The following is a 20,867-nucleotide window of genomic DNA, read 5'->3' as shown; positions in this document are numbered from 1 at the left end:
CGATATGAGCATTTTCGGTGCCATCAAGGACGCGATTTTCGGCAAGCCCGCTGAGGCCGCAACGCCGCCCTCGCCCGCTGTTGTGGCGCCCACGCCGCCGCCGCCCGCACCGGTCCCCGCGACTCCCGAGGACATCGATGCACGCCTCGCCTCGATCGCGGCATCGACGGGACATCCGTCGAATTACAAGACGTCGATCGTCGATCTGATGAAGCTGCTCGGTCTCGATTCGAGCCTCGCCAACCGCACCACGCTGGCGAAGGAACTCGGCTACACCGGCGACACCAATGATTCGGCCACGATGAACATCTGGCTGCACGGTGAAGTGATGAAGAGCCTCGCCAACAAGGGGGCGTAACTTCTTCGCCGAGCGTTAGCGAGGTGCTCTTTCGAGCGTCAGCGAGAATCACAAAGTCACCTCGCTGGCGCTCGGCAGGGCTTCTCGCTGCGCTCGAAGAAGCGTAGTCACGTCGCATGTCCGATCTTTCCGTACCCCCCCTCTCGCTGGCGACCCAGTCCGCCGACCCCGAAGCCTTTGCGCGCGATTTCGGCGCGTCGTTCCAGCGTTTCGGTTTCGCCATCATCGCCGATCACGGCATCGACGCCGCGCTGATCGACCGCGCCTGGACCGCGACCAAGGCGTTTTTCGCCTTGCCGCTCGAAGAGAAGATGAAATACCGGGCCGGAAAGGGCGGCCAGCGCGGCTATATCCCGTTCGGGATCGAGATCGCCAAGGGCGCGACCGAGAACGACCTCAAGGAATTCTGGCACATCGGGCGCGACCTGCCTGTCGGCCACGCTTTCGCCGACCATATGCCGCCCAATATCTGGCCCGCGCATCCGGACGATTTCCGCGCCATCTTCACCGAGCTCTATGCCGAATTCGACAAGGTCGGCGCGCGGTTGCTCTCGGCAATCGCGCTCTATCTGGGCCTCGACAAGGACTGGTTCGTCGACCCCGTGCGCGACGGCAACAGCGTGCTGCGGCTGCTCCATTATCCGCCGGTGTCGCCCGATGCGCCGGGAGTGCGCGCCGGCGCGCATGAGGACATCAACCTGATCACCCTGCTGCTCGGTGCCGAGGAGGGCGGGTTGCAGTTGCTGACGCGCGAAGGCGAGTGGATCGCCGTCGCGCCGCCACAGGGTGCGCTGGTCGTCAATGTGGGCGACATGCTCCAGCGGCTGACCAATCACGTCCTGCCCTCGACCACGCACCGTGTCGTCAACCCCCCGCCAGAGCGCCGCGGTGTTGCGCGCTATTCGATGCCGTTCTTCCTGCATCTTGCGAGCGACTTCGAGATTTCGACGCTGCCGGGGTGTGTGACGGCGGACAATCCGGATCGCTATCCGCAGGTGATCACCGCGAACGGGTATCTGGAGCAGCGTTTGCGGGAAATCGGGTTGCTCTAAGCGGCACCTCTCCCCTTGCGGGAGAGGTCCACACGCGCGTAAGCGCGGCGGGGTGAGGGGGCGAGCCTTTGGCTCGCGCGGCGCTTCGCGCCGCACCCCTCATCCAACTTCGCCTAAGCTCGCTTCGCTCGCTAAGGCTTCGTATCCTTCTCCCGCAAGGGGAGAAGGGCTAGCTGGGAACCGCATGACCGAACCTCTAAAAATCGCCCTCGCCGGGCTCGGCACCGTCGGCGGCGGCGTCGTCAAGCTGCTCGATGCCAACCGCGACCTCATCGCGCGTCGCGCGGGACGGCCCATCGAGGTCGTTGCCGTGTCGGCCCGCGACCGCAGCCGCGACCGGGGCGTCGATCTGTCGCGTTTCGACTGGGTCGACGACACGACCGCGCTGGCAGAACGCGACGGTGTCGATGTCGTCGTCGAACTGATCGGCGGCAGCGACGGCCCCGCGCTTACGCTTGCCAACCGGACGATTGCGGCGGGTCGCGCCTTCGTCACCGCGAACAAGGCGATGATCGCGCATCATGGGCTGGAACTGGCAAGCGCTGCCGAAACGGCGGGCACCGCGTTCAAATATGAGGCAGCGGTCGCGGGCGGTATCCCCGTCATCAAGGGGTTACGCGAGGGTGCCGCAGCCAATGAGCTGACCCAGGTTTACGGCATCCTCAACGGCACCTGCAATTACATCCTGACGCGGATGGAAGCCGAAGGGTCGGGCTTCGACGCGGTGCTTGCCGACGCGCAAGCGCTGGGTTTCGCCGAAGCCGATCCGTCGTTCGACGTCGATGGCGTCGATGCCGCGCACAAGCTCAGTATTCTCGCGAGTCTCTCGTTCGGAACGCGGATCGATTTTGCGGGTGTAGCCTTGGGCGGCATCCGGCAGGTCCAGGCGGGCGATATCGCGCAGGCGCGGACGCTCGGCTATTGCATCCGGCTGGTGGGCTTGGCCGAGGCGGGCAGCCATGGCCTTTTCCAGCGCGTCCACCCTTGCCTCGTCCCGCTGTCGCACCCGCTGGCGCATGTCCAGGGGCCGATGAATGCGGTTGTGGCGGAAGGGAATTTCGTCGGGCGGCTGTTCTTCGAGGGGCGCGGCGCGGGCGAGGGACCGACCGCGAGCGCCGTCGTCGCCGACCTGATCGACATTGCGCGCGGCGAGATCGGACCGGCCTTTGCCATGCCCGTCGCCAGCCTCGCCGCTGCCACGACCGCCGATCCCGGTGAGCGCCGCGAGCGGGCGTATCTGCGCTTCGCCGTCGCCGACAAGGCGGGGGTGCTCGCCGAACTGACCGCCGCGATGCGCGACGGCGGGGTGTCGATCGAAAGCATGATCCAGAAGGGCGAGACGGCAGACGGCGGCGTGTTCGTCGCGATGACCACACATGAGGGTCCTGCCCGCGCGGTGCACGCCGCGCTCGACCGGCTCGACGGCAGCCCGAGCCTGACCGGCAAGCCCGTGTGGATGCCGATTTTGGACGTCTGATCAGGGCGCGAGCTGCCTCAGCTTCAGCCCGTCGCCCGCCATTCGCGTACTGACACTCACGCCCACGCCACCGCCGCAGTCTGCAATGATGGCACGACGACCGCAGGGCGGGCGATGCTCGTCTGAAATCCGCTTGCGTTCGCCCTCGACGCTCTCGCCGCGCGGATCGCCCAACTCATAACCGACGAACGGCACCCGCCAGCGGTCCGCCCGTCGCGCACCGCAGACCAGGATGTCGCGATCCGACGACGGGCGAACGCAACGTGGCTCCACACTCGTCAGTTTTTGATAGGTTTCCAGCGTGTCGGGTGTTGCGGCCGACAGGGGGATGGCGACGCCAAGCGCGGTTGCCGCAATGACAATTCTCGACAATGACACATGCGGCTCCTATCGGCCTGCCAACTGTTGCGATCCAAGGATGCCATAAATCGTGCCCGAAACAAATATCGCCCCCAGCGACGTCCTCGACCGTGTCCTCGTCCTCGAAATGGTGCGCGTCACCGAAAAGGCGGCGATTTCGGCCTCGGCGTTGATCGGGCGGGGGGACGAAAAGGCCGCCGATGCCGCCGCTGTCGAGGCGATGCGCGACGCGCTCAACAGCCTGTACATGGACGGTACGGTCGTCATCGGCGAAGGCGAGCGCGACGAGGCCCCGATGCTGTTCATCGGGGAAAAAGTCGGCTCCGCCCCGGGCAAGGGCCCCAAGATCGACATCGCGCTCGACCCGCTCGAGGGAACGACGATCACGGCCAAGGCCGGTCCCAACGCACTTGCCGTGTTGGCGGCAGCAGAGGGCGGCAACCTGCTCAACGCGCCCGACACCTATATGGACAAGATTGCGGTCGGCCCCGGCTATCCGGAAGGCGTGATCGATCTGACGAAATCCGCGACCGAGAATGTGCACGCGCTCGCCGCTGCAAAAGGCGTGGCACCGAACGAGATCATCGCCTGCGTCCTCGACCGTCCCCGCCACGAAAAGCTGATCGCCGAACTCCGCGCGATGGGCTGCGGGGTCATGCTGATCGGCGACGGCGATGTCGCGGGCGTGATCGCGACGACCGATCCCGACACCGGCATCGACATCTATCTGGGTCAAGGCGGCGCGCCCGAGGGTGTGCTCGCCGCAGCCGCATTACGCTGCGTCGGCGGCCAGTTTCAGGGCCGCCTTGTCTTTCGCAACGACGACGAGCGTGCCCGCGCGCGCAAATGGGGGATCGAGGATCTCGACCGCGTGTATCACCTGAACGACCTGGTGAAGGGCGACTGCATCTTCGCCGCCACCGGGGTGACCGACGGCTCGCTGCTCGGCGGCGTCAAGCGCAAGGCCGGCGGGCGACTGACCACCGAAAGCATCGTGATGCGCGCATCGACCGGCACCGTTCGCTGGGTCAAAGGCGAACACCGTATCCGGTAGTCAGCGCACCTGCGCGGTGAAGCTGAGCGTGAAGCTCGGCTGGCTGGTCAGCGTCGCGCCTGCCATCTGCGTCGTCGGCGGCCCTGTTCCGGGGGCAAAGCGGATGCCCGTGACCAGCGTATCGAAGCCATTGGCATCGGCGACCGGCGCATAAGTGAAGGCGCTGTTGCCGCCCGCTGCTTTCGTCCATTTGAGATCGGTGGCCGCATTCCATGTCAGCCCGCTCGGCACCGCGCCGTCGGTAAACGTGACGGGCGTGCCCGCGACATAGGCCATCACTGTCGTGGGCAAGGGATCGACGATCACGATCGTCCCGCCATCGACGGTTCCGGGACCGGTATTGGTGACCGTGATCGAATAACGGATCAGGGCGCCCGGAATCGCCTTGGGATTGGTCGTACCGTTGACGGGGTCCGACACGACGATCCACGCCTTCGTCATCCCCAGAATGGCTTTGGTCGGATTGGGCGTATTGGTCAGCGTGCAGGCGATGTTGTCGCCCCAGTCTGGCGTCACCGTCCCGCCGACGGTTGTGGGCAGTACCGTTCCCGAGACGCCATAGGCATTGGTGCACGACAGCGCGCCACCATAGAGCAGCGTGTTGGTCGTGCCGGCCGCGATTTCGGTCAAGGTGTAGGCAGTGGCCGTCACCACCTGCTGCACGCCGGTCGTGCCGGTGCTGACGGTGGCACCCGTGCCGGTCGTTGTGGCGCTGGCGACAACCGTCGCCCCGTTCTTGATCTGCACGGTGAATTGGTCGGTATTGAAGACGCGGTTGCCGCTCAGCGCTTTCGACAACGCGATGCGCGGCTGCGGCGCGTTGACGAAAGTGCAGGTGATCGCATCGCCATAGGCAATCGAACCGAGGACATAGCTGGTCGTGGTCAGGTTGGTGGGAAGAACGGTCGGCGACCCGGCGTTCGAGTTGGTACAGCTGAGCTTGCCCTGATATTGCGACAGGGTGCTGGTACTGCCTGCCGCCATCGCCTCGCTGAGGGTGATCGAAATGCCCGACGCCAGCGACGCAGCAGCATTGGTGAAGGGTCCGGCACCGGTGCCGGTCGACGTGGCCGAGGACAATGCGGTCCCCGAGCTTGTCGATCTGATGCTGTAGGTGAACTGGTCGGCGGCGGCGAGGCGGGTCGAGGCGATGGTCTTGTTCAGCCGCACCGAGGCGAAGCGTACCGCGAACATCACCCCCTGGAGGCCGCCCGCGACGATTGTCGTCGTTACAGTGGTCGGTGACGTGCTGCCGAAAATCTGCCCGCCGACGGTCCCTGCGACGCCCCCCACATTCACGGTCGTGCCGCTGTTGGTGTAGGTGGGATAGACCGCGCCCGAAATCGGCGGCACCAGATCGAGCAACTGCCAGTTGCCGCCATTGGTTTGATAGGCGAGCGATTCGCCGTTGTTGCTCGATTCGCCGTCGGCAACGATGAACATGTAGCTGCCCGACGTCGCCCCGGCCGGCGGCGTGATCGACATGCCCGACATCGTCAGCGTGATCGTGCTCGCGTTGTTCGCCGAATACATGATCGGCTTGCCGGGGATGGTCAGGAACGAGGTGTTGCCGATGGCCGCCCCCGTCCAGGCAGGGGCGGTCGTCGCCGTGACGCCTGTCGCTGCGGTGCTGACCGTCTTGACCGTGACGTTGAAGACCGAGCCGTCGCTGAGGTTGAACGTCATCGCCTGTCCCGAGGCGGAACGCGCGGTCGCATCGTTGTAACTGGTCATGTCGAGCCAGCAATAGGTGTCCCAGCCATTGGCGGCCGCGCCCGCCGAGCCTGCGGGCGCACAGCTGGCGGCGTGCGCGGGAGCCGTAGCGAACAGGCACAACAGGGCCGCCAGCAGCGACCGGAGGATCAGCAGCTTGACCAAGCTGTTGCAAAAAAACGGAATAATGCCCGTCATGGTCCGGCCAATCTACCGAAACAAGGTTAACAAGGCGTTGGAAAAAGCACGATGTTGACCCTTGTTTACACCCTCCCCCCTCCGCATAGCGGCGACCATGAACCCCCTGGACGTCAACCAGTCGATCTCCGGCCAGTCGTGGCGCTGGCGCAGCGGCGTGGGTCCGGGCGACGATCTGGTCGCCGGGCTGTTGCTGGCGCGGGGTTGTCCGCCCGACGAGATCGACGCGCACCGCGCGCCGACCTTGCGCGGTTTCATGCCCGATCCGTCGATGTTCCGCGACATGGACGTGGCAGCGTCACGGCTGGCGGATGCGGTCAGTCGGGGCGAGGCAGTCACGGTGTTCGGCGATTATGACGTCGATGGCGCAACCTCGGCGGCGCTGCTGATCCGTCTGTTGCGCGGCCTCGGACTCGATCCGCAGGCGTATATCCCCGACCGGCTCATGGAGGGTTATGGGCCGTCGGGCGAGGCGCTGGTGAAGATTGCCGAGGGCGGCGCATCGCTGATCGTGACGGTCGATTGCGGCGCGCAGGCGTTCGAGGCACTTGCCATGGCGCGGGACGCCGGAGTCGACGTGATTGTCGTCGATCACCACCAGTGCGCGGCAACGCTGCCGCTGGCACTGGCGCTGGTCAATCCGAACCGGCTCGACGAAGGCGAAGGGGCCGCCCACGGGCATCTGGCGGCGGTCGGGGTGGCGTTCCTGCTGGGGGCGGCGCTGCTGCGCGAGCTTCGCGGGCGGGATTTTTTTGCCGCCCGCGCCGAGCCGAAACTGATCGAACTGCTCGATCTTGTCGCGCTCGGCACCGTCGCCGATGTGGCGGCGCTGCGTGGCCTCAACCGGGCGTTCGTAGCGCAGGGGCTGAAGGTCATGGCGCAGGGCCGCAATATCGGGCTGGAGGCTTTGCTGGCAGCGTCTCGGCTCAAGCGCGCACCGCAATGCTCGGACCTCGGCTTTGCGCTGGGGCCGCGGATCAATGCGGGCGGGCGGGTCGGCAAATCCGACCTTGGCGTGCGCCTGCTCACGACCGATGACGCCCAGGAAGCGGCGGACATCGCCGAACAGTTGAACCAGTTGAACGAGGAACGCCGCGCGATCGAAGCCGGGGTGCAGGCCGAGGCCGAAGCATTGGCGGTCAACAAGGGCAACCGCGCTGTCGCGGTCGTCGCCGGGCAGGGCTGGCATCCGGGTGTCATCGGCATCGTTGCGGGGCGGCTGAAGGAGAAGCTCGGCAAGCCCGCCATCGTGATCGCGCTCGACGAAGCTGGCGTCGGCAAGGGTTCGGGCCGCTCGATTTCGGGCGTCGATCTGGGCGCGGCAGTGCTGGCCGCCAAAGACATGGGGCTATTGGTCGCGGGCGGCGGCCACGCGATGGCGGCGGGACTGACGGTCGCGGAGGGACAGGTCGAAGCCTTCGCCGATTTCATCGACGAGCGGTTGTCCGCCGATATTGCCCGCGCGTCGGGCGACCGGGCCCTACTGCTCGATGTCGTCGTATCGTGCGGCGGCGTGACACCGTCGCTGGTCGAGGCGCTGGAGGGGGCGGGTCCCTATGGCATGGGCTGGCCCGCGCCGCGGGTGGCAGCCGGACCGATGCGCGTCATCAAGGCCGATGTTGTCGGCAGCGGCGGCCATGTCCGCGCGATCATGCAGGGCGACGACGGCCGCAGCCTGAAGACGGTCGCCTTCCGCAGCGCCGATACGCCGCTGGGCCAGGCGTTGCTCGCTGCCCCGCGCGACCGGCGGCTATGGGTAGCGGGGCGCGCGAAAATCGACGACTGGGGGTCTCGCCCAGCCGCCGAACTCCACATCGACGATGCGGCATGGTGCGATTGAGGGAGGCAGGAACAATGTTCAGCCACATAACGCTCGGCACCAACGACTGGGCACAGGCGCGCCCCTTCTGGATCGCGGTGATGGAGGTGCTCGGCCATCCGGCGCTGTTCGAACGCGAAGGGGGCATCGCTTTTGGCGAAGCGGCCGGACCCAAAACATTTGTCGGCCCCGCGTTCGACGGCGAACCGGCAAGCGTGGGCAATGGCACCCATATCGCCTATCTCGTGCCCGACCGCGCGACGGTCGACCGCTTCCATGCGGCCGCTGTTGCGCACGGCGGTGCCGACGATGGCGCGCCGGGGCTGCGTCCGCATTACCATCCCCATTATTACGGGGCCTATGTCCGCGATCCCGACGGCAACAAGCTGCAGGCGGTATGCCATCGCCGTGAAGCATGACGGGCGAGGTTGACGATACGAACGCTTATGCTATGCGCGCGCCTCGCTCCGACGGCCCCATCGTCTAGCGGTTAGGACGCGGCCCTTTCACGGCTGAAACACGGGTTCGATTCCCGTTGGGGTCACCAGGCGGATGTCCCGGGCGGACCGCTTTCGACAAATCGCGCACCTCTCTGCCGATACCGGACGGCCCGGCATTGCCGTCAGCGAAAATATCACAGACAAACCGGTAGCTTGCGCGCCGTGTCTACTGTCTGGTTGACTGCGCCTTAACCGCTTTTTCTTGGCGCGCGCATTTCCGGCAAGAATCGGCGTGTCGAACGACAATGGCGCACAGATGGGCGCATCCGGCACTATAATAACGATTCTGCGATTGACAGCTTTCGAAAGACTGCGTTAGTCTCAAAAGAAAAGAGCAGCTCTCAATCGGGATCGCAGATTGGAGTAGCAAAATGCCCCAGACTCTGACGTGGTCCTTCAGCGCCGGCAGCCCAAGCGGCGCGCTCAATACATCGGGCAGCACCGAAGTAGATGCCTTGGTTTCCGCGAGCGTTACGCTCGATGCGGCGATGGCCAATACCAAAGACCTTGCACTCCAGATCGACGATGTCGCCAAGGTGCGCTTCCTGTCGATTTCCAGTTCGGACAGCGGCGGCAAGGTCGAGGTCAAAGGCTCGGGCGCGGCCATTGCGCTGACCGGACCGCTCGTACTCTATGGCGCTGCGGTACCGCTGTTCGCCACCGATCTGAGCACGATCAAGGTGCAGAACAAGCACGCGACCAATCCCGCAACCCTCACCATCCTGGCCGGTCTGACGCTGGGCGCCTGACGCCTTCGCGTTCCGGTCGACGCTCGATCCACGTCCGGCTTTTACCGAAGCCCACCACTTAACCCGCCACACAAGGGGAAAGTCCATGGCGATTTCACCGACCTATCCCGGGGTATATTTGCAGGAAATCGATTCGGGCGTCCGCACCCTGGCCGGTGTGCCGACGTCGATCGCCGCACTGATCGGGCGGGCGCTGCGCGGACCGGTCAACGAACCGACCACCTGTTTCAGTTTCGGCGAATTCTCGCGACGCTTCGGCGGCCTGTGGACCGATGGTCCGCTGTCCTATGCCGTTGCCGATTTCTACGACAATGGCGGCGGCCAGTCGGAGATCGTGCGGTTGTTCAAGGCAAAGGCCGGGGGCGACGGGATTGCCACGATCGATATCGGTGCGCTGCGCCTGCGCGCGGCGAACCCGGGCAGTTGGGGGAACGCGCTGAATTGCAGCGTCACCCATCCGTCGATCGCCGACCCGACCGGTACCCAGGCAGCAGCCGACCGTTACGGCCTGCTGCCCGACCAGCTGTTCGACCTGAGGGTGGAGGACACCGGCAACCGGACAGTCGAGGTGTTCCGCAACCTGACCACCGAAGAAACCGGCGGCTCGCGGCGCTTCGACCGGGTGCTCGCCGATGCTTCCAACCTGGTCCGCTGCGCGTTCAACCTCGACGGCTCGGTGCGCCTCGGCAACCGTCCGGCGAACAACTCAACCGGCACCGGCACCGGCGGCGACGATGGCGACGCGCTTACCCCGGGCGACTATATCGGCGCCGAGGCCGATAAGACGGGCCTGTTCGCCCTGCTCAAGGCGGACATCTTCAACCTGCTCTGCATTCCGCCCGACGTGCGCGGCGGCACGCTCGACAAGAGCGTCTGGGAAGCAGCGGCTGCATTCTGCAAGAAGCGGCGCGCGTTGCTGATCGTCGATCCGCCCGCCAGCTGGGATGCCAATCCCGCCGAGGCCGCCGCCAAGGTCAAGGCGGAACAGCTCGATCCCAACAAGATGGTGCTGTCGCTGACCAATGCCGACAATGCCGCACTGTACTTCCCGCGCCTGCGCAAGCGCGATCCGCTGCGCGCGGGACAGATCGACACTTTCGTGCCCTGCGGCGCAGTCGCCGGGATCATTGCCCGCACCGACGTCAACCGGGGGGTGTGGAAAGCACCGGCCGGGATGGCCTCGACGATCTCGGGGGCCGACGGCCTGACGGTGAAGCTGACCGACGACGAAAACGGCCTGCTTAATCCGATCGCCGTCAACTGCTTGCGGAGTTTCCCCAATATCGGACGCGTCGTCTGGGGCGCGCGGACGATGAAGGGGTCCGACCAGTTGTCGGACGACTATCGCTATGTGCCGGTGCGCCGTCTGGCGCTCTATATTGAGGAGAGCCTGTTCAGGGGGACGCAATGGGTCGTGTTCGAGGGCAATGACGAACCGCTCTGGGCCCAGATCCGCCTGTCGGTCGGCAGTTTCATGCATCGCCTGTTCCGGCAGGGAGCGTTTCAGGGCAAGAGTCCGCGCGAAGCCTATTTCGTCCAGTGCGATGGCACCACCACGACGCAGGACGACCGGAATCGCGGGATCGTCAATATCGTGGTCGGCTTCGCGCCGCTCCAGCCCGCCGAATTCGTGATCATCTCGATCCAGCAAATCCGCAACGCGGCCTGATCGAAGGGGGACTGAACCCATGCCGAAGTTCACCAAAAATGCCGACCACCGGAACGGCGATCCCTATAAGACCTTCAAATTCCGCCTGAAGATGCCCGACGGGGCCTATGTCGCGGGCCTGAGCAAGGTCGGCGCGATGAAGCGCAGCACCGACGTGATCAAGTGGCGCGAAGGGGGCGACCCTTCAAGCTCGCACAAGACGCCGGGGCACACCGAGTACGAGGCGATCACGCTCGAACGCGGCGTCACCCACGACATCCAGTTCGAGCAATGGGCGAACAAGGTGTGGAATTATGGCGCGGGGCTGGGGGCCGAAGTGTCGCTCAAGGATTTCCGCAAGGATCTGGTTCTCGAAATCTATAACGAGGCCGGACAACTGGCGATTGCCTATAATCTCTACCGTTGCTGGCCTTCAGAGTTCGTCGCTTTCCCCGACCTCGACGCGTCCGCCAATTCGATCGCGATCCAGACGCTCAAGCTCGAGAACGAAGGGTGGGAACGCGACTATGATGTCGGCGAACCCGACGAACCGTCGTTTGTCGAGCCGGCCCAATGAGCTAGGCCATGCACGCGCTCAGCCCCGCGCAACTGCTCGATCTGTCGGAGCGCGGACGGTCGCTTGGCATGGCCAGCCGCGCCGCGCTGGTCATCGGTGTCGCACGTCCCGACCTCGCCGCAACCGCGATCCACGCGCTGCGGCTGGGCGAGGCGGGACGGTTGTTGCTCGAATTGCGTGCGGCGACTTTTGCCGGCCCGCTTAGTACCAGCCAGCCCTGCCCGGCCTGCGGCACCGCGATCGAGTTCGACCTGGAATGCGACGAACTGCTCGACAGGTTTTCGGGAACTAGCGACCCTGCCGCGCCCGCTTTGCAGCTGACCGATCTGATCGCGGTCGAGGTCGAGGGCGAATACGATCCCGACCGGATCAGGCACCTGCTGCTCGCGCGGATCGCCGGGGAGAGCGACGACGACCTTGCGGCCCTGTCCGCTGCGCTGGAAGCCGCCGATCCCGACGCGGATATCCAATGCGAGGTCAACTGCCCGTCGTGCGGCACCGACCAGCTGCTACTGTTCGATCCGGCAACGTTCCTGTGGGGCGAGATCGCCGCGCAGGTGCCGCGCATCCTGCGCGAGGTCGCCGAGCTAGCACGCGCCTTTCACTGGTCCGAACGCGATATTCTGGCGATGTCGAGCCAGCGCCGCGCGCACTATCTGGGCATGGTGCAGTGAGCGCGTTCCTCGACCATATCGCCGGTCGCGCCGCCGGTACCGCGCCGATGTTGTTGCCGCGCAAGCGCTCGATTTTCGAGCCTGTCCCCGGCCTCGCCGACAGCACGCCCGAACCGCTTGAGGCGAGTGTTTTCGAGGAAGGATTGGCTCCCCGAGGCGATCCGGGTCCGGCGACCCGGCGCGCGCCCGAGACCGCTGTCGAGGTCCCGCCCGAACCTATGCGGGGGACGAACGTCGCAACGACCGCACCACCGCCTGCTCCGGTGCCGCTGCGACTCGGCGCACCGATTGCGGACATCGTCCAGCCGGCGCCCGCTTTGCCATCAGCCGCAGCAGTTGCCCCCTCCCCGATAGCGCTGACTGCAACGGCACCTGCAGTTGCGCTTCCGGCGCATGCCATTCCGGCAGCGAGCCGCGCCACTGCCGGGGCGCTACAGCGCCGGGAAACGGCGTCTCATATGGCAGCGACGATCGACATTCGCAGTTCGTCGCCGACACAAGCGATCCCCGACCGCGCCGGGTCCGGCATTGATCGGTCGCCCGACACGGCGGGCAGCCCGATATCCACGCCACCGCGCCGCCGCACCGGTTTTACCCCGGTCGAACCTGTGCCGCTGCAGACCGAGACAGCGCACCGGGCGTCTCCAGCCGCGACGACGCCGCTGCCCGCAGTGGCAGCGGGGCAGAGCTGCTTCGCACAACTTGCCAAGGCAACTTTGCTTACGGCGGAAACCGCGCCTGCCGAACCAAAGCCGGTGACCCCATCGACGCGTCCGGTCGCCGGGCAACCGCGCTTGCCCGAGACCCTGCGGGCACCACCAGTCCAGCCAATTCCGCCGCTTCCCGCGCTCGCCCGCCAGGTCGATGCGCCAGCACCCATCGAAGTGCATATCGGTCGCGTCGAGATCGTTGCGGATCGCACGCCGACGGCCTCTGCGCCGGCGGCGCCCGTGTCGCAGGGTCCATCGCTCGATGCCTTTCTGGCGCGGCAGCGGCGATGAGCAACTTCCGCGCCATCGCCGCCGTGGTCGCCGCGCTCGAGCAAGTGGTGCAGACTGCGGCCAATGCGGCCGTCGGGCAGGCCAATGTCAGCTTCGGACCGCCGGTTGCCCGGACCAAGGATGACGATCCCTCCGTCAACATCTGCCTGCTGCGCGTGACCCCCAATGCGGCGATGCGTAACGTCAACATGCCCAACAGGTCCGGCGAAGGCGGGCTGATGCGGCGCAGCCAGCTCGCGCTCGATCTCCACTTCGTCCTGTCCTTTTACGGCAGTGCCGACAATTTCGAGCCGGAACGGATGCTCGGCGCGGTCGCGGTCGCGCTCGAGGACCGGCCGATCCTGTCTAAAAGCGCGATCGCAAGTGGGATCGCCGCACATCTGGCGGCGATCGGCGAAAGCGACCTTGCCGACGCCGGGACGAATATCCGGATCACACAGGACCATTTCTCACTCGAGGAATTCACCAAATTATGGTCGGTGTTCTTCCAGGTGCCCTATGTCCTGTCGGCAGGTTACCTGTTTAGCCATGTCATCGTCGAGACTGACGACAGCCCGGCACCGGCACTGCCGGTTACACAGGGCGGGGTGTGGGTCGGGCCAATGGCGCAGCTGGGACTCGACCGCGCCGGGGCTGTCCCCGGCGGATCGGGACCGATTGTATGGAACGGGCCGTTGTGGATCCTGGGGCATGGCATGGCCCAGCCCGGCACCGATTTCCTGATCGACGGCACGACGGTGACCGTCGATGCCGCCCAGACTTCCGACCGGCAAGCACGGATTCCCCTGACGCCCGCAAATTTCGGCGGCGGCGAATTGCTGGCCGGAACGCATAGCGTTCAGGCGCTGGCTGCACCAAGTTCGCCCGGCCTGCCCGCGCATCTCCGCCAAGGGTCGAATATCCTCGCCTTTGCGCTTCAGCCCGTCGTCGCGCTCGGGGCCAATCCGCTGACCGTGACCAGCGGGGCAGCCCCGAAGCGCAGTGGGACTTTGGGCGTGGATTTCGTGCCGAAGCTGGGTGAGAAGCAGCGGGTTAAGCTCGCGCTCGACTCGCGCGATCCGGCCAAGCCGTGGACGACGATGCTCGACCGCGTCGCCCCGGCGGCGAACAGCGGCCTGTCGACATCGGCGAGCTTTGCTTTCACCGATATCGATCCCGGCACCTATCTGCTGCGCGGCGAGGTCGATGGCATCCCCAGCGTACCCGTGACGGGGAGCAATCCGCAGGCCGCCGATTATCTGCACATCGTCGGGCCGGAACTGGTCGTGCCATGACGGCGGCCGCGCTCCACCCCTTGGCCGAGGCCTTCGCGTTCGTCCGCGCGTGGGTGGAGGGCGCGCAGTCGACACCCGAACCGGCGCGGACCAGCGCGGACGTGCTCGCGGAAATTTTTGGGCTGGACGCGTTCGAACGCAATGTCGTGCTGCTCGGCGCCTATGCCGCACTGGAACCCGAAGGGAGCGAACGGATCGGGCAATTGCACGGCGACCCGATGCAAAACCAGCCGTCGTTCGGACTGGCCGCAGCGACGCTGCCCGGCGCGCACTGGTCGGCCTTTGCGCCCGCGTCGCCGCTTCGCCGCGAAGGCCTGATCGAACTCGACCGGCAGAACGCCTTGGCGGGGACGAGCTTCAGCCTGGCCGAGCCGGTGCTGTTCTTTCTGCTGGGCGAGCCGGTGCTGACCGAGGAATTGGCGGCTATTGCCCGGGTTCCGGTCGCCGCGGCCAACCCCGCCCCGGCGCGGCAGCGCTTCGCAACGGCAATCGCCAACCGAATCGCCGCCGACCGGGACGAAGTACTGATGCTGTGCGGCGGCGACAGCGTCGGCAAGGAACAGGCGGCGGCGCTGGCCTGCGCGACAACAGGGCGCGCCCTGTTTGCGATCAACGCGCTGACCATCCCGACCGCGACCGCCGACATCGCCCGCTTTGCGCGGAGCTGGCGGCGCGACCTGCAGCTTCTATCCGGATGGTTGCTGGTCGAGGCCTCGGAAGTCGAGGACCGGCGCGCGCTGCTGCTGTTCGCCGACTTGCTGCGGCTACCCTTTCTGCTCTCCGCGCCCGAAGCGGTACATATCGGCGGGCGCAGTGCGCTGCGGCTGGACATGCCGCGTGCCGAACCCGCCGAACACGCCCCGATCTGGCGCGCGGCGCTGGGGCCGCTCGCCGCGCGGATGAACGGTTCGGTCGAGCGGCTGTCGAACTTCTTCAACACGCCCCCCGAAACGGTGGCGACGATCGCCAGCGACCTGCACAGTGCCGACACCGCCTATCAGGCGGCGAAAAGGCGCAAGAAGCGTAAGACCGCCGTTGCCGAACCCGACTTCGAAGCCCTTGCCTGGAACGCCTGCCGCCAGTTCGCCCGGCCGCGGATGGACGATCTGGCCCGCCGCGTCGCCAGCACCAGCGGCTGGAACGATCTGGTCCTGCCCGAGCCGCAAAAGGACGTGCTGCGCGCCATCGCCGCGCAGGTGCGCCAGCGTGCCAGGGTTTACGGACAATGGGGCTGGGAAAAACGGTCGGGCGGTCGAGGCCTGGGGGTCAGCGCGCTGTTCGCGGGGCCGTCGGGCGCGGGCAAGACCATGGCGGGCGAGGTTCTGGGGGCCGAACTCGGACTCGATGTCTATCGCGTCGACCTGTCGTCGATCGTCTCAAAATGGCTGGGCGACACCGAGAAGAACCTGCGCCGTGTGTTCGACGCCGCCGAGGAAGGCTCGGTCATCCTGCAATTCGACGAGGCCGACGCGATTTTCGGCAAGCGATCCGAGGTCAAGGACAGCCACGACCGCAACGCCAATATCGAAGTGAGCTACCTGCTCCAGCGCTTCGAGGAATATCGCGGGCTGACGATCCTGACGACCAATTTGCGCGGCAATATCGATCAGGCGTTTCTGCGACGCATCCGTTTCATCGTCGACTTCACCTTCCCTGCGCTGCACGAACGTCGCGCGATCTGGGAAAAAATCCTGCCGACCGACACGCCGCGCGACGGCCTCGATTTCACCCGTCTGGCGCAGCTTAACCTGACCGGTGGCGCGATCCGCAACGTCGCGATGACGGCGGCATTCTTTGCCGCCGATGCCGATGATGCGGTCGGCATGGGGCATGTGCTGTCCGCGGCGCGGCTCGAATATGAAAAGACCGGACGCGTCATCACCGACGCCGAACTCAGCGGATGGCCGCGATGAGCGGGCGGCCGCCGATCCGCGTCGATATCGACCGGCTGGTCGTGCGCGGCTGCACACCCGGCAGCGGACCGGCGGTACAGCGCGGCGTGGCGGCAGGCATCGCCAGCGCACTGGCGCAACGCGGCGTCGCGCTGGCTCCCGCACAGGTGCCGGTAGTGCGGGTGAACAGCGCCGGCGAAGGCGATGCCGCTGCCGTCGGGCGGGCCATCGGGAATGCGCTGGGCGCGGGCAACTCTCCCGGACGCGGGGGGGCACAGCGGTGACCGCCACGCAAAGCCATGCCCCGGCCAAAAGCCAGGCACCGCCGCTTCAGGTGCAGGCAGCGGCCCCTGCGCTGCAACGTCAGGAACAGCGGGCGGGCATTGCGCTGCGCCCCTTGCGCTCGCTGTCGGGCATACCCGCGCGCCCGACGGTCCAGCGCAAATGTTCGGCCTGCAAAGGCGATGACGAGCGCGCGGAAATGCCGGTGCAGCCCCGGCTCGAAGTCGGACCGGTCGGCGACCGCTACGAGCGCGAAGCCGATGCCATTGCGGGAACCGTCATGGCGATGCGCGAAGGCGCGGCTTCCCCGACGCAGGCCTCGGTCGCGCGGCGCTCCATCCAGCGCGCTTGTTCGGCGTGTTCGGCGACCAAGGAAAAGAAGATCAGGCCCCGTCGCCAACCCGATTCAGGGCCCGAAGGCGGCGAGACGATCGCGGCATCCGATACGCAACTGACCAGCGGCGGTGCCGAATTGCCAGCTGCGACGCGGAGCTTTTTCGAAACGCGGATGGGCCGCGACCTGTCGGATGTGCGCGTCCATGGGGGAGGCGAATCGAACGCGCTCAATGCGTCGATTGCCGCGCGCGCCTTCACCTATCGCAACCACATCTGGCTGGGCGCGGGCGAACGCCCTGCACCGGGTTTTACCATGGCGCATGAACTGGCCCATGTCATGCAGCAGACTGCGCCGGGACCGGTGGGGCCAGCACCGCAGAGAGTGATGCGGATTGAATGCAATGAAGATTCCGACGATTTGTTCTTCGCACCGAAAAGTTTTGATCAGTCAGCGGCAGAACAAGGGTTTATCAAGCAACTGACCACTGGTACAAATATCATCGGTGAAGTCCCGATCCCGAATTCCAATCGAAAGGGCAATAAGGGTGGCTGCCAGGCGCTCGGCCTAAACGGCCGCGCCGACCTTGTTAAAACGAATAATGGCAAAGTATTCGGTTACTCATATCACGCGGAAAAGGGTCCATTGATACCACGACCATGGTATGTTCCCGATCATACTGCAATGGGATGCATTAGCCTCGACAAAGGTGAACGACTTATTCCAAAAACATGGATGTTCAATCATGAGCTATTCATCAATGGAAAAGATGCTCGGAAATCACTTGGTTCGCTCATTGCCCCGCGGTGGAACACCAGAAGTCGTGAATTCGACATTGATGCCGCGAGCGCGCCAACTTCGGTCGAGATCGGTGAAGTAAAATTCGGAGGCACACCAAATGCGCGAACCGTGGCGGAGCGCCAAATCAACAATTATCTTGCCGGGATAAAATTTGCTCGGGAGGGCTATGAAAATGTTCGCATCAACATTTCCCGGGGGAGCAATCAGCTCGAAGCCGGGACAAAACCGAATTTGTCCGCTTGGCCTGCACTTACGACGGGTAAGCTGACGAGCATTTCCGGAGTTTCCGACGGTTGGCAAGCACAGGGAGCTACTCAGGATCTCGTGCTTGCGCGATGGCATAAATTGCCCGGCGAGGAGGACACAGTCGTCCCCCGTCGGTGCGATGGCAAAGGAGTCCTACCTGGAAAGCAATTCCACGGCCATGATAGTCAACTGCCGCACGTCTGGCTTTACGCTTGGTACCCGGACGCCGCGCCCCCGATGAATAATCCACAAGGTGGAGCGCAGTATACTGGCTATCGTGATATCGCAGAGAAGCTTATCGGGGAAGCGACGACCGCCCCAGGTGACAAGCCCAAAAAAATCCAACCGCTCCGCCTCAACGCGGCTCCTGTGCCGATTGCCATTATGCGCAAGGCCAAGCCGGCAAAGCCCATCCCGGAAAGCGATCCTTTCAAGGATGCATATCCACAGTGGAAGGAATCGCGCAAAAAACTCGCAAAGGAATTTGGGACATTCGAAAAGACGGACGAGTTCCGCAAGGACACAATGCCGCTGCTGTTCAATCGAGCGCTAAAAAATACTACAAATATCATTGGAAAATCACCCAATCTGGTAACGCCGGATACGTCGGATCCAATGAAAAAGGCCGAAAAAGGATTCCATCATCTTAATTTGATGGCAGGCCCGGGGGGCGCGGTTATTGGTGAGCTACGCTATCGGCTGGGCCCCGTTTTCCTAAAAATCCTGGCGGCATACGAGAAGATCCGCGCCAAGATCGACGGCTTTTTCAAGAAGAAGGACCCGGGCTCGGGGGGAAGCGGACTTGCCGCCCGGGCCTTGAAGGTATTCCTCAAGATCGTCGGCGCAATTGCGTCGTACATGCTCCCCCGTGTCACCGACGCTCTGATAGACTGCGTGCAAAACGGATTCCGCAACACGCTCGAAAAATGGTTCGCCGAGTCGCCGCTCGCGTCGATCAAGGACGCGATCGACGGATATGTGGCAAAGGCCGAAGCGCTCAAAGAAGAAATATTCGGCGAAATCACCGCTTTCATCGAGCGGATCATCGGCCCGTTGAAAGAAAAGTACCAAGCGGTCATCGAAGTGGTGAAGACGATTGCCGATATCGTCGGCATCGCGAAAAAGGCGTTCGACGTCGCGCGTGGGCTCGCTTGCCTGGCCGGTGGACTGGAGACGCTGGGGATATCTTGTATCGTCTCTGCAGTCGATAAGTTGTCAGCGCTTCTTGGCGGGCCATCGTCGGAAACTCTCATGGCGTGGCTTCTCGAGACCTGCCCAGCCAAGGAGTATTTTGCCAAGGCGCTGCTCGCCTACCAGGAAGTCAAAAAAATTCCGCAGGAGATCGCAAAGAAGATCGTTGAACTGGTGCGCCCGGCGCTACCCGAATGGTTACAGAGCTTCCTCTGCGATCCAGCCACGATGGACGGGATCAACGCCGACCTCCCGACCTTCGACGAAATCGCCTGCGACGGCACCGAAGGCGGTGTTTCGCGCGCGGACCGGCCAAGTGATGTCGGAGCCGATGTCGACCGCAAGCCAACCGATGCCGAAAAGCGCGATCATGGTGGCTTCGATAAGGACAAGCGGGCGGCTGAACGGCCGCAAGTGCCGCAGAAAGCAAAACCACAACAGCCGGGCTCCGAACTCAAACCCGGCGACAGTCCGCCACCCGAAAAGCCTCCAGGTGCGAATAACAACACGACCAAGCCCGCAGCTCCAGCCGATCAAAATACCAAGAAGACGGGCTATGGTGGGATCATTCAAGGCGGCGAACAGGCCACAGAAGCCTATACGAAATTCGACGTTGCTGAACAGAAGATAGAACATATTGCACCCACGCCAAAAGAATTTCAGGCGATGTTTATCCATGGAATTGACAGTGGATTCCGCACGGATGCCACGGGCAATTTCGACGAGAAGACTGCAGGTGGATGCTACTCAAAAAGTGTAAAATTCAGCATTCAGGATTCATACGGCTTCCATCAAGATAACAATGCCATTCCAGTTCAGATATGCAAGCTTGTGAAAGCCGACAAACCTGCCTATAAAACAATGCCTAACAAGATTTGGTTTAAATGCGTCAATGATGTAACGTTGAAATTAACTGACGTCAGTAACAATATTTTGGTTACGTATGCGATGCAGGCTGGCAAGCTATATTCTGCTTGGCTTGCCCAACGCTTGCCAGACAACGCGAAATGACCACCTTCCCCGGCTCCCCCCAGGTCCTCAAGGGCGCGATTGTCGGGATCGACATTTTCAATCCTGTGTCGTCGGTCGCGGTGTTCCAGTACAACCCCGAGCAGCTGTCACGTTCGGTCACGCCGCGCTATTCGGAAGCTGGTGGCGGGCGGGCCGAGCCGTTGCGGCTGCAGGGGCCGCCGACCGAGACGATCAGTGCGACCTTGCAAATGGACGTGATCGACCAGCTCGAACGCGGCGAGACCGGGCCGCTCGGCGGCGGGCTGACCGGCTATATCGCCGCGCTCGAAATGCTGGCCTATCCCAAGACCATTCAGGTAGCGATCAATCAGGCGCTGATGCTGGCCGGCACGATGGAAGTGCTGCCGCCGGTCGCGCCGCTCACCCTGTTTATCTACGGCTGGAAGCGCGTGGTGCCGGTCAAGCTGGAATCGCTGTCGATCACCGAAACCGCGCACGACCCCGACCTCAATCCGATCCGCGCCGATGTCGCGCTGTCGATGAAGGTGCTGACCTATAACGACCTGTCGATGACGCATCCCGGATACTGGGCCTTCATCGCGCATCAGGTGATCAAGGAAGTCTACGCGACCGCCGCCAGCATCGACAATATCGCCAATTTCGGCGCGGTGCTGGGCGCCGGACCCGGTAGCTGA

The 20,867-nt window shown here is 64.4% G+C and carries 18 protein-coding genes and 1 tRNA gene; 17 read left to right on the top strand and 2 right to left on the bottom strand.

What is annotated here, in order from left to right; genetic code table 11:
• The first annotated feature begins 4 nt into the window (after positions 1-4).
• The 3 genes from M0209_RS16955 to M0209_RS16945 all read left to right on the top strand — a co-directional run bounded on the left by M0209_RS16955 (position 5) and on the right by M0209_RS16945 (position 2,887).
• On the top strand, positions 5-358 hold the full coding sequence (locus M0209_RS16955; RefSeq protein WP_258889447.1) for a DUF3597 domain-containing protein: 354 nt from the start codon (positions 5-7) through the stop codon (positions 356-358).
• A gap of 116 nt (positions 359-474) precedes the next feature.
• Positions 475-1,410: an isopenicillin N synthase family oxygenase gene (locus M0209_RS16950; protein WP_258889446.1), complete on the top strand. Its 936-nt coding sequence runs from the start codon at positions 475-477 to the stop codon at positions 1,408-1,410.
• Positions 1,411-1,594: 184 nt separating this feature from the next.
• The gene (locus M0209_RS16945) at positions 1,595-2,887 is read left to right on the top strand and encodes a homoserine dehydrogenase (RefSeq protein ID WP_258889445.1); all 1,293 of its coding nucleotides are present in this window, start codon (positions 1,595-1,597) and stop codon (positions 2,885-2,887) included.
• Here the strand turns inward: M0209_RS16945 and M0209_RS16940 are convergent, their stop codons facing one another.
• On the bottom strand, positions 2,888-3,265 hold the full coding sequence (locus M0209_RS16940) for a hypothetical protein (RefSeq protein WP_258889444.1): 378 nt from the start codon (positions 3,263-3,265) through the stop codon (positions 2,888-2,890).
• Positions 3,266-3,317: 52 nt separating this feature from the next.
• Between M0209_RS16940 and glpX the strand changes: the two genes are divergently transcribed.
• A complete protein-coding gene (glpX, locus tag M0209_RS16935) occupies positions 3,318-4,301 on the top strand; it encodes a class II fructose-bisphosphatase (RefSeq protein WP_258889443.1) in 984 nt (327 codons plus the stop codon).
• Here the strand turns inward: glpX and M0209_RS16930 are convergent, their stop codons facing one another.
• Positions 4,302-6,212 carry a hypothetical protein gene (locus tag M0209_RS16930; RefSeq protein ID WP_258889442.1) on the bottom strand — a complete coding sequence of 637 codons (1,911 nt, stop codon included), beginning with the start codon at positions 6,210-6,212 and terminating at the stop codon, positions 4,302-4,304.
• A gap of 97 nt (positions 6,213-6,309) precedes the next feature.
• Between M0209_RS16930 and recJ the strand changes: the two genes are divergently transcribed.
• The 13 genes from recJ (at position 6,310) to M0209_RS16865 (ending at position 20,867) form a co-directional block, all read left to right on the top strand.
• Positions 6,310-8,052, top strand: coding sequence for a single-stranded-DNA-specific exonuclease RecJ (gene recJ / locus M0209_RS16925; protein ID WP_258889441.1), 1,743 nt, complete (start codon positions 6,310-6,312; stop codon positions 8,050-8,052).
• 14 nt (positions 8,053-8,066) lie between these two features.
• Positions 8,067-8,450, top strand: coding sequence for a VOC family protein (locus tag M0209_RS16920; protein WP_258889440.1), 384 nt, complete (start codon positions 8,067-8,069; stop codon positions 8,448-8,450).
• A gap of 53 nt (positions 8,451-8,503) precedes the next feature.
• Positions 8,504-8,578, top strand: a tRNA-Glu gene (locus tag M0209_RS16915).
• A 324-nt stretch (positions 8,579-8,902) separates the two neighbouring features.
• Positions 8,903-9,280 (top strand): hypothetical protein, encoded by a 378-nt coding sequence (locus M0209_RS16910; RefSeq protein WP_258889439.1) that lies wholly within the window; start codon positions 8,903-8,905, stop codon positions 9,278-9,280.
• 85 nt (positions 9,281-9,365) lie between these two features.
• Positions 9,366-10,949 carry a phage tail sheath subtilisin-like domain-containing protein gene (locus M0209_RS16905; RefSeq protein WP_258889438.1) on the top strand — a complete coding sequence of 528 codons (1,584 nt, stop codon included), beginning with the start codon at positions 9,366-9,368 and terminating at the stop codon, positions 10,947-10,949.
• A gap of 19 nt (positions 10,950-10,968) precedes the next feature.
• The gene (locus M0209_RS16900; protein WP_258889437.1) at positions 10,969-11,505 is read left to right on the top strand and encodes a phage tail protein; all 537 of its coding nucleotides are present in this window, start codon (positions 10,969-10,971) and stop codon (positions 11,503-11,505) included.
• Positions 11,506-11,513: 8 nt separating this feature from the next.
• The gene (locus M0209_RS16895; RefSeq protein ID WP_258889436.1) at positions 11,514-12,179 is read left to right on the top strand and encodes a hypothetical protein; all 666 of its coding nucleotides are present in this window, start codon (positions 11,514-11,516) and stop codon (positions 12,177-12,179) included.
• The gene (locus tag M0209_RS16890; protein ID WP_258889703.1) at positions 12,176-13,180 is read left to right on the top strand and encodes a hypothetical protein; all 1,005 of its coding nucleotides are present in this window, start codon (positions 12,176-12,178) and stop codon (positions 13,178-13,180) included. Before M0209_RS16895 ends, M0209_RS16890 begins: the two co-directional genes overlap by 4 nt.
• On the top strand, positions 13,177-14,454 hold the full coding sequence (locus tag M0209_RS16885; RefSeq protein ID WP_258889435.1) for a DUF4255 domain-containing protein: 1,278 nt from the start codon (positions 13,177-13,179) through the stop codon (positions 14,452-14,454). The genes M0209_RS16890 and M0209_RS16885 overlap by 4 nt, the downstream gene beginning before the upstream one ends.
• Positions 14,451-16,367, top strand: coding sequence for an ATP-binding protein (locus M0209_RS16880; protein WP_258889434.1), 1,917 nt, complete (start codon positions 14,451-14,453; stop codon positions 16,365-16,367). The genes M0209_RS16885 and M0209_RS16880 overlap by 4 nt, the downstream gene beginning before the upstream one ends.
• Positions 16,364-16,630 carry a hypothetical protein gene (locus M0209_RS16875; RefSeq protein WP_258889433.1) on the top strand — a complete coding sequence of 89 codons (267 nt, stop codon included), beginning with the start codon at positions 16,364-16,366 and terminating at the stop codon, positions 16,628-16,630. The genes M0209_RS16880 and M0209_RS16875 overlap by 4 nt, the downstream gene beginning before the upstream one ends.
• Positions 16,627-20,211 (top strand): DUF4157 domain-containing protein, encoded by a 3,585-nt coding sequence (locus M0209_RS16870; RefSeq protein WP_258889432.1) that lies wholly within the window; start codon positions 16,627-16,629, stop codon positions 20,209-20,211. The genes M0209_RS16875 and M0209_RS16870 overlap by 4 nt, the downstream gene beginning before the upstream one ends.
• Positions 20,208-20,867: a hypothetical protein gene (locus M0209_RS16865; RefSeq protein ID WP_258889431.1), complete on the top strand. Its 660-nt coding sequence runs from the start codon at positions 20,208-20,210 to the stop codon at positions 20,865-20,867. The genes M0209_RS16870 and M0209_RS16865 overlap by 4 nt, the downstream gene beginning before the upstream one ends.

The organism is Sphingomonas sp. SUN039 (genome assembly GCF_024758725.1).
GTDB lineage: Bacteria > Pseudomonadota > Alphaproteobacteria > Sphingomonadales > Sphingomonadaceae > Sphingomonas_O.
The sequence above is the reverse complement of the archived record's forward strand: the minus strand, read 5'-3'. Positions and strand labels throughout refer to the sequence as shown.